The following is a 13,354-nucleotide window of genomic DNA, read 5'->3' as shown; positions in this document are numbered from 1 at the left end:
TCTTACTCCACCACTTTGGGAACTGCGAAGAACCCTTCGCGGGCGTCAGGGGCGTTGGCCAGCACCTTGCCCTGCTGGTTGCCGTCGGTTACCTCGTCCTTACGGCGTTTCAGCCGCATCGGCGTGACCGAGACCATCGGCTCGACACCTTCGACATCCACTTCGTTCAGCTGTTCGATGAACCCGAGGATGGTGTTGAACTCGGATGCCAGCGCCGGCAGCGCGTCATCCTCGACCTTGATCCGGGCCAGTTTGGCCACTTTGGCGGCGGTGCTTTGGTCAATCGACATCGGCTTCCCTCATCTACGTTATGGGGCGTTTACCTGTCTGTTGCGGCAGTCGCAAGACCACTGCGCCATGGGCCGTCCCGAGTTTGAGATCCACCGCATGACACCCGCCATTCAAAACTGAATGAGTGGTATGCAAAAAAGTAAACTAATTAGTTCAATATTGTCCTTGAAAACTGAACTGTACTGTTCATTTCTAGTTGTGCGACACAACGCAAACCGGAGAAAAACATGAAACCCCTGATGATTGCCGCAGTCTTGTCCGCCACCTTTTTGGCCGCACCGGCCATGGCCTTGGGTATCGACACAAGCAACCTGACACGCACTTTGACCTTCCCCTCGCCCGTGACGGAACCGGTCACTCAGGACAAGGTTAAACCTGCAAAGTGATGCGCAGGTTCCGGCTGGGTCGGATTTCCCCTCTCCGACCCGGCCAAAACGCATATTCGAGGGTGCACAGCCCAAAGCGAGTCGTTAGCATTGCTGCAAATACCAAAAGGGAACTGCATAAGGCACTTGCGGTTCTGACAAGCAAGTGGAGCAGCTGATGAACACGCAAAAACAAGCGGTCCTGGATGCCATCGATGCGGCGAATGCAAATGACCCCAACCGCGATGATGGCCGCCCCGAAGCGCAGCTTTACGGCGAGCGCATGAGCGCAGAGCTTGACCGCCTGTTTCCGGGCGCGTCCGACGCCTTGCAGATTGCGGCGCGTGGTCAACATGTGGAGCGGTGGAAACTTGCCCGCAATGAATTCCCGGAAGGTCGGGCGGGTTATCTGGCCTGGCGCAAGGCGCAAGGTGTACACCACGCGGACGTGGTGATGAGTTTGATGACCCAAGAAGGCTATGACACTGAGCAGGCCGAAGCCGCGGGTCGCATGTTGCGCAAGCAAGGCATCAAACGCGATGCAGAGGTGCAGGCGCTGGAAGATGTGATCTGCTTTGTGTTTCTGAAATGGTATTTCCAGCCCTTTGCGGCGAAACACTCAGCCGAGAAAATCCAGAGCATTGTTGAAAAGACTGCCCGCAAGATGTCGCCCGAGGGCCGCGCACGGGTTTTAAGCGAATTCGACCTGCCGGATCATCTGGCCGCAGCCTTTCAAGACTGAGAAAAGGCCAACGCCGTTTCATCGACCGAATAATAAACCTGAAGGATGGTCACGACAGGCCTCCGTGCCATATGCTCATGATCCACGAGTTTGGGTGACGCGGCCCCTGATGAGAGCCGCACGATACACTTCGATCATCCAGCCCAGCATAATGGCATTCAGGATATGCCACATGAAATGTGTCCCCACCGGCCATTGGCCGCAGAAACGCATATCGAGGGCACGGAAGGTAATCGACAAGATCAGGATCAACGCCCCGATTATCAGTCCTTTGGCCAGAATCGGATCACGGCCGCGCAAAAGAACAGCATAGATCAGGATCAGCAAAGGGACCGGCGCATAAACCGCCGACCCTCCAAGCCCCGGAACCTGTTGGAACAGTGGGACAGCAGCCGTCGCATAGGGAAGAAAAAGAAGCATTCCCCCGAGCGCCACCCCCAAAGGCATCCTCCAGATGTCTTTATTCACCGCGAAAATATAGACCAATATGAACAACAGTATGGGCGCGACATCCGCCAAAGCCGCCCATACCTGCGCATGCGTGTGGAACAGGTAACTGCCAAACCCGATGATCGCCAGAAGCGCCACCAAAACCTTGGCCAGCGGCATGTTCTGATTGCGCACCCGCCGCCACATGACCCATGCGCAAATCAGAAAAGCAGCGTTTGTGACCGCGTTAACGGGCTCGGCCCAGTAGGCTGGAGACAGCCGCTCGCAGTACCCGTCTATTTCACGAAACCAATCCATGGAAATTTACTTATCCGATGTTAGGCTGCCGCCAACAGAATGATTGGGAGGAAATAATTATGAACATTATCTGGTTGGGCCATGGAAGTTTCCGTATCGAAACCCAGGGACAGGTGCTGCTAATCGACCCCTGGCTGACCGGCAACCCGGTCTTGCCCGAGGAACAGCATGACGCCGCCGTTGATGGCGCCACCCACATCCTTCTGACCCATACGCATTTTGACCATGTCGTCGACGTTCTGCCTTTGGCCAAACACCTGAAGATTCCGGTTGTGGGACAATATGACCTGATGGGGTACTGGGCCGAAGCCGAAAGCATCGAGACCATTGGTTTCAACAAGGGCGGCACGGTCAACCTGAACGGGGTCAAGGTAACAATGGTCCCGGCCTCTCACAGCTCGACCTTTTCGACACCGGACGGCCTGCGCACAGGCGGCAGCGAGGTCGGCTTCATGATCAGTGCCGAGGGGCGCATGCTTTATGTTTCAGGTGATACCGACATCATGGCCGACATGGACTGGATGGGGGATTACTACAAACCCGATATTGGAATCCTGTCAGCGGGCGGGCATTTCACCATGGATATGAAAGCTGCCGCCTACGCCGCCAAAAGATACTTCAACTTCAAGACGGTAATTCCCTGCCACTACAAGACCTTCCCGATTCTTGAGCAATCCGCTCAGGCGCTGGCAGGTGCTTTGCCGGGTGTAGACGTCATCGAACCGCAAGTTATGCAGGCGATAAAGCTGTAGGGATGATATGACCAGCGACATTGTCCCTTCACCGGAACTGATCGCAGTTGTACGGCGATGGAATCAGGCCGTTCATGACAAGGATCGGGCTGCGCTGGTCAATATGCTGTCATCCTCGGAACACCTGCGGTATCAGGGCTCGGCGGATGAAGAGGCATGGTCCGGGCAGGTGTTTCGGCGTGGCTTCGCCGATCACACCAACGAAATCCCGGACTATGACTGGCAGGAACATTCGCTGGAAGCGTTTGAATGTGGGGATGTAGGCTGGGCATTTTGCGAAGCGACGCTGACCTTTCATTCGAACGGCAATTCAGCCTGGCACCGCTTTACATTTGTTCTGCATCTGGAAGACGGCGTCTGGAAAATGGTGCAGCTGCATGTGTCTAACCCGACCTCGAACATGGAAAAGATCGGCATCGAGCATTCGGTGTTGAATGCACTGATCGAAGCCGCAAAACAGGAGTTCACACAGGATCAGACCGAGGGAACCGCTTCGGTCATGTTCACTGACATTGTCGGGTCGTCAGATATCACCTGGCACTTGGGTGACAAAAAATGGGCCCAGCTTATTTCCGGCCATTTTGATCTGGCTGAACACCTTATCCAAACCCATCAGGGACGGCTGGTCAAATCCCTTGGGGATGGCACGATGTCGATCTTCCCGACGGTCCAGGATGCGATTCAGGCAGCAATCGAGCTGCAAAGAAAGAACGCATTGGCAAATTCCGAAACACCTCTGGGTCTGCGGATTGGAATTCATACCGGCGACGTCATACAGAAAGATGAGGATTTCTTCGGGTCCGTCGTCAATAAGGCCGCGCGCGTGACAGACGTAAGTGGCCCGAATGAAATTCATGTCACCGACGTGACCAGATTGCTGGTCAGCCCGGAGGGCGGTCTGAGGTTCAGCTCGCCAAAATCGGTCGCACTGAAAGGGTTCGGCGGGCAGCAGACAGTGTATCGCCTGGACTGGAACTGACAGTGGCCGTCCTGTCAGATCACGGTCATTTTTCTATTCGTTTTTCCGCGAAAAAATCCAGCAGCAGGTTTTCACATTCTTTGGCGGCTATGCCGTCATAGACCTCGGGCTTGTGATGTGCTTGCGGGTGGGAAAAAACCCGCGCGCCATGGGCCACGCCGCCGGATTTGGGATCGGACGCCCCATAGTAAACGCGCCGGATGCGCGCGGCCGCCAGTGCCGCTGCACACATGGCGCAGGGTTCCAGTGTCACATAGATATCATATCCGGGCAGTCTTTCAGATCCGGCATAGGCACAGGCCGCGCGCAAAGCCAAGATTTCTGCATGCGCAGTAGGATCGTTCAACTCACGCGTCCGGTTTCCTGCCTGCGCCACAACAGAGCCATCCGGCCCGACAATGACCGCGCCAACGGGCACTTCGCCGCGATCCGCTGCTGCGCGCGCCTCACGCAGCGCCTGTTCCATATGCGATTTGAATACCATGCCCCTGACTGCATCAGAAACCTGCCTTTCGCAAGCGCGCGGGATAGGGTATGGCCCAGACATGAACAAGACCCCTCCTCCCGGCGACCGGATCGCCAAAGTCCTGGCCCGCGCTGGCGTCGCGTCGCGGCGCGAGGCCGAGCGCATGATCGAAGCTGGCCGCGTGGCTGTGAATGGCAAGACCATCGACAGCCCCGCCCTGAACGTGACGGCAAAAGACAAGATCATTGTCGACGGCAAACCGGTCTCGGAACCGGAACCCTCGCGTTTGTGGCTGTATCACAAGCCTGCTGGGCTGGTTACGACAACCCGCGACGAAAAAGGGCGCGATACGATTTTCGACAAGCTGCCCGAAGACATGCCGCGGGTGATGAGTGTTGGTCGGCTTGACCTGAATTCCGAAGGTCTGCTGCTGCTGACTAATGACGGTGCTATCAAGCGCAAGCTCGAACTGCCCGCGACCGGCTGGTTGCGCAAATACCGTGTGCGGGTAAACGGCCGCCCGAAAGACGAAGATTTCGAACCGCTGCGCAAAGGGCTGGTGATTGAGGGAGAGCGGTTCCAGCCGATGACCGTCACGCTGGATCGCCAGCAAGGGGCCAATGCCTGGCTGACCATCGGTCTGCGCGAAGGAAAGAACCGAGAAATCCGTCGGGCCATGGAAGATATCGGTTTTAATGTGAACCGTTTGTTGCGGGTTTCTTACGGCCCGTTCCAATTGGGCAATCTGAAGCCGGGAGAAGTCGAAGAAATCCGCCGCCGCGTTATGCGCGATCAACTTGGGCTGGATTCGGATGCCAAACCCGAAGCGCCCCCCAAACGCCCGACGCGACCACAAAGAAAACGCCCGCCCATCGGCAAGAATCCCCGCAAGTGATGCAGGTTCAGCAACCTTCCCCCTAGCGCCAAGCCTGCGTATCCCCTAAATTTTCTGTGATTGCTGCTAATTGGGGAGCGTGATGTCCGGAAGCGGAGTGCAAAAATTCGCCTACGCCGTATTGCTGGTGCTCTTGTTTGGCGTGTGCACAGGCGTGCTTGGGGGCTTGTAACGCATGGCAAAGCGATTTGGCGGCAAATACAGCCCTCAGGATGATACGTCCGGCGACACTCTTCAGCCCCGTGGGCAATTCGATGGCGCGCGGGCCGAACCTGCGGGCGCGCGTGCCAATGTCCTGTTCATACCGGCCATCCCATTGGTGTTTCTGTCGCTGAACGACGGCGCGATAGGCATGACCATTGGTCTGATCGCAGCTGGCCTGCTGACGGCAGCTGCGTTTTTGCTGCGGGAAGGTCTGCGGGCCGAAGCCGCGTTTAACGCCCGTAAGGCTGCCCGCCGGCCTGCGTTTCCCCGTAAAATCTTTGCCAGCCTTCTGACAGGTCTGGGCGCCGCTCTTGCGTCCTACCGGACAGAGTTTCTGAATGCGGAAACGGCATCGCAAGTAAGCCTGCTTGCCCCTGTCTTGTTCGGCGCTGCAGCAACCGTGCTGCATTCGGCCTCCTTCGGGTTTGACCCGATGAAGGACAAGGGCATGGAAGGAATTGACACCTTTCAGCAGGATCGCGTTGCCCGGGTCGTTGAAGATGCGGAAAACCGTCTTTCCGAGATGACGGACGCCATCAAACGCGCGGGTGATCGCCGGATCGAGGCCCGTTTGGAACGGTTTCAGGACACCGCACGTGACCTTTTCCGAACGGTCGAGGAAGACCCCCGCGATCTGGCGGGCGCGCGGAAATACATGACGGTTTATCTTCAGGGCGCGCGTGATGCGACCGTCAAGTTCGCCGATGTCTATGCCCGGACCCGCGATGCGCAGGCGATGACAGACTACATCGCGCTACTGGATGATCTGGAACAGAATTTCTCCGCGCGTACGCGGAAAATGCTATTGGATGACCGCAGTGATCTGACGGTCGAAATCGACGTGCTGCGCGAAAGGCTGCAGCGCGAAGGCGTACGGTTGGACTGACCGGCCATTATTTGAGCGAGGAACATCCCCATGTCCGATGAGATCAAGAACAAGGCGGCTCAGGCCGAAACACTGGTGCAGGAAGTCACCGCAGTTGCCCTGCCCGAACCAAAGGCCGAGGTAATCTCGCTTGAAGAAGCCGATGAACCCGTGAGTGCCGAGATCCGCAAGCGCATGGACGAGATCGACATGGGCAACACCAATTCGATTGTTGCTTTCGGGTCTTCCGCTCAGGCCGAATTGCAGGAAATCAGTCAGGCCATGCTGGCGGATGTGCGCAACAAGGATGTTGGCCCGGCAGGTGACAGCCTGCGCAATATCGTGACCACGATCCGCGGATTTTCGGTCAGTGAGCTGGACGTGCGCCGCGAGCGTAGCTGGTGGGAAAGGCTGCTGGGCAGGGCCGCGCCATTTGCGAAATTTACCGCTCAGTTCGAAGAAGTTCAGGGGCAGATCGACCGCATTACTGACGATCTTCTAGGACATGAACATACACTGCTCAAGGACATCAAATCGCTGGACTTGCTGTACGAGAAAACTCTGGGTTTCTACGATGAACTGGCGCTGTATATCGCGGCGGGTGAAGAAAAGCTGACCGAGTTGGACAGCCATGACATCCCCGAAAGGGAAGCCGCCGTTCAGGCCGCGCCAGAAGAAGAACAGGTGATGAAAGCGCAGGAACTGCGTGACATGCGCGCCGCGCGTGACGATCTGGAGCGCCGCGTGCATGATCTGAAACTGACGCGTCAGGTCACGATGCAGTCGCTGCCGTCGATCCGGCTGGTGCAGGAGAACGACAAGTCGCTGGTCACAAAGATCAACTCGACGCTGGTGAACACCGTGCCGCTATGGGAAACGCAACTGGCACAGGCCGTCACCATTCAGCGCAGCGCCGAAGCTGCCGCCGCGGTGCGCGACGCCAACGATTTGACCAACGAGCTTTTGACTTCGAATGCTGCCAATCTGCGCCAGTCGAACAAGATGATCCGCGAGGAAATGGAACGCGGCGTGTTCGATATCGAAGCTGTCAAAAAGGCCAACGCAGACCTGATCGGCACCATCAACGAAAGCCTTGCCATTGCGGATGAAGGAAAAGCCAAACGTGCTGCCGCCGAGGCCGAGTTGCAGAAGATGGAAGCGGAACTGCGCGACACTCTGGCGTCCGCCAAGGCGCGACGAGACGGGACCGGCGACAACGCTGGAACCGCTGTCCCCGGCTGAGGCTGAACTGGGCGTGCGGGATATTACATATCTGAAACTGGGGTTGGGGATGGCGGCGTTTTTGGCTTTGGCCAATTGCGAAGAAACACTGACATCCTCGATTGCACCACAAGCGCGCCCGGCGCCTGTTTCTGTTGCGGCGAATGCCTATGTACCGCCATCTGCCGCAAGTCAGGATCTGGCGCGGTTTTACCAGCGTGTCGAACGCGACCTTCTGGTCCGGGGGTTATTGCGGACAGACGGGGGCGGCCCCGATACGCCTTATGACGCCCAGGATCTGGCGCGAAATTTCGAAGCGATTGCGTTCTACAGCGAATATCCGACCCAAAACGTTTCCATCGGGTCCCGCCAGACAGACGGGCAACTCAGCCGGTGGTCGGGGCCGGTGCGCATCCAGACTGAGTTTGGGCCTTCCGTGCTGCCCGCTGTTCGGGAACAGGATGCGGAACGGGTTCAATCCTTTGCCACGCGCCTGGCGAGGCTGACGGATCATCCGATTTCCGTGGTCTCCCGAAACGCTAACTTCCACGTCTTTTTCGCGGGCAAGGACGACAGCACCTATGTCGTGTCACGACTGAAACAGCTGATCCCGAATATCAGTCAGGCTTCGCTTGATTTGGTCGCAAATCCGAGATCGAATTTCGATTGTTTTGTTTTTGCCTCGGCGACAACGGCGTCTCCGTACAAATATGTGCGCGCCGTTGCGTTGATCCGGGCCGAGCTGACCGATCTGGTCCGCCGCAGCTGTATCCACGAAGAAATCGCACAGGGGCTGGGATTGTCGAACGACAGCCCGGCAGCGCGCCCATCGATCTTCAATGATGATGACGAGTTTGCCCTGCTGACGAGCCATGACGAAAAACTGCTGACAATGCTTTATGACAAGCGGTTGGAGCCCGGCGTGACAGTCGATCAGGCCCGTCCCATCGTGCATGTCATTGCCCGGGAAATGATGGGGCAACCGCTCTGACACCAAGGACAGGAGAACCCAAATGGGAATATTCGATTTTCTGACCGGAGAATTCATTGACGTCATCCATTGGGTTGACGACACTCGCGACACCATGGTCTGGCGGTTCGAGCGTGAAGGCCATGAAATCAAATACGGTGCCAAGCTGACGGTGCGCGAAGGTCAGGCGGCTGTATTTGTGCACGAAGGGCAATTGGCAGATGTGTTCACGCCAGGTCTCTATATGCTTGAGACCAACAACATGCCGATCCTGACCACATTGCAGCACTGGGATCATGGCTTTCAGTCGCCGTTCAAGTCCGAGATCTACTTCGTCAACACGACCCGGTTCAACGACCTGAAATGGGGGACCAAGAACCCGATCATGCTGCGCGACCCCGAGTTCGGGCCGACCCGCATACGCGCCTATGGTACCTATACCGTTCGGGTCAAAGACCCGGCCAGATTCCTTGTGGAAATCGTCGGAACTGACGGCGAATTCACCATGAGCGAGATCAGCTTTCAGGTGCGCAACATCATTGTGCAGGAGTTCAGCCGCGTTATTTCGGGATCTGGCATTCCTGTATTGGACATGGCAGCGAACACGGCTGATCTGGGCAAATTGATCGCGGCCGAAGTTTCCCCAGTGCTGGATGCTTATGGGCTGGAGATGCCGGAATTCTACATCGAGAATATTTCGCTTCCGCCGGCGGTCGAGGCCGCATTGGACAAGCGGACCTCGATGGGATTGGCCGGAGATCTGGGCAAGTTCACACAGTATTCCGCAGCAGAGGCAATGACGGCTGCGGCCAGCAACCCCAGCCAAGGCGGTGGCATGGGCGCAGGTCTTGGCATGGGAATGGGCATGGCGATGGCACAGCAGATGTCAAACATGGCAGCGGGCCAGCCAAGCGGCCCGTGGGGATCGCCCGCCCCCGCTGCCCCACGACCGTCAACTCATGCGGCCCCGCCGCCGCCGCCGGTCGAGCATGTTTGGCATATCGCCGTGGATGGGCAGACCAGCGGCCCATACTCCAAAGCCAGGATGGGCCGAATGGCCAGCGAGGGCGATCTGACGCGCGACACTTATGTCTGGACCGCGGGCCAGGACGGCTGGAAAAAGGCCGGTGACGTGCAGGAACTGGCGCAACTGTTCACCATTCTGCCGCCACCGCCGCCGGGGGCCTGACCGAAACGCGATACTCCTCCATCTGACCTGACACTATTGGGTAACGTATGACACACGCCCCTGACCTTGCAGAGCACCGCTTTCCCTGCCAGCAATGCGGTGCGGATTATCGGTTCAGCCCTAGCAATGGTACGCTGACATGTGATCATTGTGGTCATTCGGAACCAATCGGATCGGGCCCTTGGCAAGGTGCCAGCCTGCGCGAACTGGATTTTGACGCGGCCATTGCGGACCGTCTGCCTGACAGCGAGCTGGAACAGACGCGCGTTCTGTCCTGCCCGAACTGCGCGGCGCAGGTTGAATTCGACCCCAACACGCACGCTGCGGAATGCCCGTTCTGTGCCACGCCGGTGGTAACTGACACCGGCGTGAACCGGCATATCAAGCCAAAGGGTGTTCTGCCTTTTGCTTTCGACGAGCGCGAGGCGCACAAGGCGATGAGCGATTGGCTGGGTCGGTTATGGTTCGCGCCAAACGGGTTGAAGGACTATGCCCGCAAGGGCCGCAAGATGCAGGGCATCTATGTTCCGTACTGGACCTTTGATGCCGACACCAAGTCCGCCTACCGTGGTGAGCGCGGCGTGATCTATTATGAAACCCACACAGTGATGCGGGACGGTAAACGGGTTCAGCAGCAGGTGCCAAAGGTGCGCTGGTCGCCCAAATCGGGTCGTGTTGCGCGGTTTTTTGATGACGTCCTGGTGCTGGCCTCGCAGTCGCTGCCCAAGGCTTACACCGACGCGCTGCAGCCTTGGGATCTGCCTGCGCTGGAGCCTTACCAGCCAGAATACCTCGCCGGGTTTCGCGCCGAAGCGTATACGGTCGAATTGAAAGAGGGCTACAGCGAGGCCCGCGCGCACATGGCGCGCGTGATCGAACGGGATGTTCGTTTCGATATTGGGGGCGACAAGCAGCGTATCCACACGGTAGACACCGAGGTACGAGACGTCACGTTCAAGCATATTCTGCTACCGATCTGGCTGGCGGCATACAAATATCGCGGGCAAACCTATCGATTTGTGGTGAACGGCCGAACCGGGCGGGTTCAGGGGGAACGCCCCTGGTCAGCCATCAAGATCACGATTGCCGTTATTCTGGGCCTGCTCGTCGCCGGGGTTGTCGGGTATCTGGCAGCCAACGGGCAGCAATAGCGGTCTCTTGTACATCTGGCGTGGCATGATCATCCTAAGTGTCGAGACGTAGAAACGAGGCGCCTGTGTCATTTGCAGAACTGAATAACCTTCTGAAAAATCGCCATTCCTGCCGGGCCTTCCTGCCCGACCCTGTACCAAACGAGCAGATCGAACAAATCGTGGCCAGCGCGGCCCGGGTCCCAAGCTGGTGTAACGCGCAGCCGTGGCAATTGGTAATCACAAGCGGCGCAGAGACCGACAGGTTTCGTGCTGCGATGCAAAACGAAGCTGAAACAGGCGTACCGGCCCCCGATCTTCCGTTTCCCGCGTCATACTCCGGCGTCTATCAAGACCGCCGCCGCGCGTGCGGTTGGGCGCTTTATGAAGCAGTCGGTGTGGAACGCGGGGACCGGGCAGGATCGGCCCGACAAATGATGCGCAATTTCGCTCTGTTCGATGCACCGCATTGCGCCATCGTCTCAAGCCCGGCGGAACTTGGGCCATATGGCGCAATGGATTGCGGAGGGTTTGTTACGGCTTTTTCGTTGGCAGCGCAGGCGTTGGGTGTGGCAACCATTCCTCAGGCCGCATTAGCCGCGTATGGCCCGTTCCTGCACAGATATTTTCGGATCCCGGAAGACCGCCTGATCCTGTGCGCGATTTCCTTTGGGTATTCGGACGGAAAGCACCCCGCAAATAACTTTCGTACAGATCGTGCCGTGCTGGGTGACTTTGTCGACTGGCGCGGCTAAACCTTCGCTCAGGCAAGATAATCGCCAAGGGGGGAAACACGTGCGCGCTCTGCTTCAAAGAGTATCGCAAGCCAAAGTATCGGTCGATAGCAACGTCATTGGCGCGTCCGGTCCGGGGCTTTTGATTCTTGTCTGCGCCATGCAGGGGGACAATGAAGCCCAGGCTGAAAAACTTGCGCGGAAAACCGCCAGACTCAGGATATTCAAAGACGACGCGGGCAAGATGAACCGCTCTCTTCTGGATGTAAAAGGGTCGGCTTTGGTGATCAGCCAGTTCACACTGGCGGCAGATACAACAAGCGGAAACAGGCCGGGGTTTTCAACGGCGGCACCGCCCGAGCTGGGTGAGCATCTGTATAGCACCTTCGCAAACCACCTTGCCGCGCAGGGTGTAGCGGTGGAAACTGGACAATTTGGGGCCGACATGGCCGTTGAACTCGTCAACGACGGGCCGGTCACAATCTGGGTGGAAACTTGATGGATACTAAAAAGCAAGCCGTTCAACTTTGGCACGCCGGAGTTGAGGCTGTTGACGGATACACCGCCACCGAGGCCGCCCTGCACGACATCCCGAAACCGGATCGTATTCTGGCCGTAGGCAAGCCCGCCGCCGCCATGGCACGGGCAGCCTTGGCGCGGTTCGGCGCGATTCCCACGCTTGTTGTGACCAAGGACGATCACGGTCGGGACTTGCCGGACACTGTCGAGGTGATCGAAGCCTCGCACCCGGTTCCGGACAACCGCAGCCTTGCGGGTGGGCGCGCTCTGCGTACGGCGATGGAACAGATGGAACCCGGATCACATGTGCTGCTTCTGGTTTCGGGTGGCGCGTCTTCGTTGGCCGAGGACCTTTTGCCCGGAAAATCACTGAGCGATCTCGAAGCATTGAACCGCAGGTTGCTGTCAGAAGGGATGGATATCGGCGCGATGAATGCTGAGCGGCGCAAACTGTCCCGCATCAAAGGCGGGGGGTTGCTGTCGCACTTTGCGGGCGCGCGCGCGACTGTTCTGGCCATCTCGGACGTACCGGGCGACGACCTCAATGTCATTGGATCGGGTATCGGCGCTTTGCCTTCCAGCCACACATTTGAGGCCACCACGCGGATCGTGGCCTCAAACGCCCATGCCCGCAATGTGGTTGTACAAGCCGCCGAAGCGGCTGGGCTAAAGGTTTGGGCCAATGAAGAGGCGCTGCATGATGACTATCTGAAGGTTGCCGCACATCTTGGCCAACTGCTACGCGGCATGGAGAAGGGCGTGATGGTCTTCGGTGGGGAACCGACTGTGGTCTTGCCGGATCACCCTGGGCGCGGTGGACGAAACCAGGCACTGGCACTTGCACTGGCGCGGGAAATCTCCGGGCAATCAAACCTGACAGTTGTTGTCGGCGGCACAGACGGCACAGACGGACCGACCAATGCGGCAGGGGGAATCATTACCGGTGCAACATGGAACGACAGCGGGATGACTGCGCTTATAAATGCTGACAGCGGGTCGTTTTTGGACAAAGCCCAAGCCTTGCTGACAACCGGGCCAACTGGCACCAATGTCATGGACTTGGTTGTCGCAATACGTGGATGAACTGACGCATATCACACCACCCCAGACCGTAAAGGCCCGGAAACTGGCCTGAAACAGAACTGTATCATAATATTCTTGTGGAAAGGGCATCGCGCCAAACAAAGTTACTTGCGCTTCGGCCTTCGGCATCAAGGAGAAATATCCTTGCCCGGTCCGCCGAAATAAGTCAACGTTGACTCATGCGTCAACAAAAACCCGAAAA

16 protein-coding genes are annotated in these 13,354 nt (G+C 57.8%); 13 read left to right on the top strand and 3 right to left on the bottom strand.

Translation table 11 applies throughout. The annotated features are described in order from the left end of the window. Positions 1-2: 2 nt before the first annotated feature. Positions 3-290 (bottom strand): Asp-tRNA(Asn)/Glu-tRNA(Gln) amidotransferase subunit GatC, encoded by a 288-nt coding sequence (gene gatC / locus ACR0ES_RS04820; protein WP_267365979.1) that lies wholly within the window; start codon positions 288-290, stop codon positions 3-5. Positions 291-518: 228 nt separating this feature from the next. On the opposite strand from gatC, the gene ACR0ES_RS04815 reads away from it, so the two are divergent. Together ACR0ES_RS04815 and ACR0ES_RS04810 are read left to right on the top strand one after the other, a co-directional pair. Then, positions 519-677, top strand: a complete 159-nt coding sequence (locus tag ACR0ES_RS04815; RefSeq protein ID WP_209504628.1) for a hypothetical protein — start codon at positions 519-521, stop codon at positions 675-677. 157 nt (positions 678-834) lie between these two features. Continuing rightward, positions 835-1,398, top strand: coding sequence for a DUF4202 domain-containing protein (locus ACR0ES_RS04810; protein ID WP_480869738.1), 564 nt, complete (start codon positions 835-837; stop codon positions 1,396-1,398). A 75-nt stretch (positions 1,399-1,473) separates the two neighbouring features. Here the strand turns inward: ACR0ES_RS04810 and ACR0ES_RS04805 are convergent, their stop codons facing one another. Further along, complete coding sequence (locus ACR0ES_RS04805) at positions 1,474-2,145, bottom strand: ceramidase domain-containing protein (protein ID WP_480486402.1); 672 nt, start codon at positions 2,143-2,145, stop codon at positions 1,474-1,476. Positions 2,146-2,204: 59 nt separating this feature from the next. Between ACR0ES_RS04805 and ACR0ES_RS04800 the strand changes: the two genes are divergently transcribed. Together ACR0ES_RS04800 and ACR0ES_RS04795 are read left to right on the top strand one after the other, a co-directional pair. Continuing rightward, a complete protein-coding gene (locus tag ACR0ES_RS04800; RefSeq protein ID WP_480486404.1) occupies positions 2,205-2,897 on the top strand; it encodes a metal-dependent hydrolase in 693 nt (230 codons plus the stop codon). Positions 2,898-2,904: 7 nt separating this feature from the next. Then, a complete protein-coding gene (locus tag ACR0ES_RS04795; protein ID WP_480557669.1) occupies positions 2,905-3,876 on the top strand; it encodes an adenylate/guanylate cyclase domain-containing protein in 972 nt (323 codons plus the stop codon). 25 nt (positions 3,877-3,901) lie between these two features. On the opposite strand, the gene ACR0ES_RS04790 is transcribed toward ACR0ES_RS04795, so the two are convergent. Continuing rightward, entirely contained in the window at positions 3,902-4,360 is a 459-nt protein-coding gene (locus ACR0ES_RS04790; RefSeq protein WP_480869736.1) for a nucleoside deaminase, read from the bottom strand. 61 nt (positions 4,361-4,421) lie between these two features. Between ACR0ES_RS04790 and ACR0ES_RS04785 the strand changes: the two genes are divergently transcribed. The 9 genes from ACR0ES_RS04785 (at position 4,422) to ACR0ES_RS04745 (ending at position 13,152) form a co-directional block, all read left to right on the top strand. After that, positions 4,422-5,237 carry a pseudouridine synthase gene (locus ACR0ES_RS04785; RefSeq protein ID WP_480869735.1) on the top strand — a complete coding sequence of 272 codons (816 nt, stop codon included), beginning with the start codon at positions 4,422-4,424 and terminating at the stop codon, positions 5,235-5,237. A 175-nt stretch (positions 5,238-5,412) separates the two neighbouring features. Beyond that, positions 5,413-6,327 (top strand): 5-bromo-4-chloroindolyl phosphate hydrolysis family protein, encoded by a 915-nt coding sequence (locus tag ACR0ES_RS04780; protein WP_480869733.1) that lies wholly within the window; start codon positions 5,413-5,415, stop codon positions 6,325-6,327. Positions 6,328-6,357: 30 nt separating this feature from the next. Continuing rightward, positions 6,358-7,548, top strand: coding sequence for a toxic anion resistance protein (locus tag ACR0ES_RS04775; protein ID WP_267365964.1), 1,191 nt, complete (start codon positions 6,358-6,360; stop codon positions 7,546-7,548). A 13-nt stretch (positions 7,549-7,561) separates the two neighbouring features. Continuing rightward, entirely contained in the window at positions 7,562-8,518 is a 957-nt protein-coding gene (locus ACR0ES_RS04770) for a DUF2927 domain-containing protein (protein WP_480869731.1), read from the top strand. Positions 8,519-8,540: 22 nt separating this feature from the next. Further along, entirely contained in the window at positions 8,541-9,686 is a 1,146-nt protein-coding gene (locus ACR0ES_RS04765; RefSeq protein ID WP_480869729.1) for an SPFH domain-containing protein, read from the top strand. A gap of 47 nt (positions 9,687-9,733) precedes the next feature. Next, positions 9,734-10,837: a TFIIB-type zinc finger domain-containing protein gene (locus ACR0ES_RS04760; RefSeq protein ID WP_480869727.1), complete on the top strand. Its 1,104-nt coding sequence runs from the start codon at positions 9,734-9,736 to the stop codon at positions 10,835-10,837. 65 nt (positions 10,838-10,902) lie between these two features. Then, positions 10,903-11,571, top strand: coding sequence for a nitroreductase (locus tag ACR0ES_RS04755; RefSeq protein ID WP_480869725.1), 669 nt, complete (start codon positions 10,903-10,905; stop codon positions 11,569-11,571). A 40-nt stretch (positions 11,572-11,611) separates the two neighbouring features. Next, complete coding sequence (gene dtd / locus ACR0ES_RS04750) at positions 11,612-12,049, top strand: D-aminoacyl-tRNA deacylase (RefSeq protein ID WP_480869722.1); 438 nt, start codon at positions 11,612-11,614, stop codon at positions 12,047-12,049. After that, the gene (locus tag ACR0ES_RS04745) at positions 12,049-13,152 is read left to right on the top strand and encodes a glycerate kinase type-2 family protein (protein WP_480869720.1); all 1,104 of its coding nucleotides are present in this window, start codon (positions 12,049-12,051) and stop codon (positions 13,150-13,152) included. Before dtd ends, ACR0ES_RS04745 begins: the two co-directional genes overlap by 1 nt. The last annotated feature ends 202 nt before the right edge of the window (positions 13,153-13,354 follow it).

The sequence above is a fragment of the Ruegeria sp. N7 genome (assembly GCF_056531345.1).
The sequence above is the reverse complement of the archived record's forward strand: the minus strand, read 5'-3'. Positions and strand labels throughout refer to the sequence as shown.

Bases quoted from the DNA above. Each gene is read 5' to 3' on its own strand.
- gatC (WP_267365979.1), bottom strand. From the start codon at position 290: ATGTCGATTGACCAAAGCACCGCCGCCAAAGTGGCCAAACTGGCCCGG.
- ACR0ES_RS04815 (WP_209504628.1), top strand. From the start codon at position 519: ATGAAACCCCTGATGATTGCCGCAGTCTTGTCCGCCACCTTTTTGGCC.
- ACR0ES_RS04810 (WP_480869738.1), top strand. From the start codon at position 835: ATGAACACGCAAAAACAAGCGGTCCTGGATGCCATCGATGCGGCGAAT.
- ACR0ES_RS04805 (WP_480486402.1), bottom strand. From the start codon at position 2,145: ATGGATTGGTTTCGTGAAATAGACGGGTACTGCGAGCGGCTGTCTCCA.
- ACR0ES_RS04800 (WP_480486404.1), top strand. From the start codon at position 2,205: ATGAACATTATCTGGTTGGGCCATGGAAGTTTCCGTATCGAAACCCAG.
- ACR0ES_RS04795 (WP_480557669.1), top strand. From the start codon at position 2,905: ATGACCAGCGACATTGTCCCTTCACCGGAACTGATCGCAGTTGTACGG.
- ACR0ES_RS04790 (WP_480869736.1), bottom strand. From the start codon at position 4,360: ATGGTATTCAAATCGCATATGGAACAGGCGCTGCGTGAGGCGCGCGCA.
- ACR0ES_RS04785 (WP_480869735.1), top strand. From the start codon at position 4,422: ATGAACAAGACCCCTCCTCCCGGCGACCGGATCGCCAAAGTCCTGGCC.
- ACR0ES_RS04780 (WP_480869733.1), top strand. From the start codon at position 5,413: ATGGCAAAGCGATTTGGCGGCAAATACAGCCCTCAGGATGATACGTCC.
- ACR0ES_RS04775 (WP_267365964.1), top strand. From the start codon at position 6,358: ATGTCCGATGAGATCAAGAACAAGGCGGCTCAGGCCGAAACACTGGTG.
- ACR0ES_RS04765 (WP_480869729.1), top strand. From the start codon at position 8,541: ATGGGAATATTCGATTTTCTGACCGGAGAATTCATTGACGTCATCCAT.
- ACR0ES_RS04760 (WP_480869727.1), top strand. From the start codon at position 9,734: ATGACACACGCCCCTGACCTTGCAGAGCACCGCTTTCCCTGCCAGCAA.
- ACR0ES_RS04745 (WP_480869720.1), top strand. From the start codon at position 12,049: ATGGATACTAAAAAGCAAGCCGTTCAACTTTGGCACGCCGGAGTTGAG.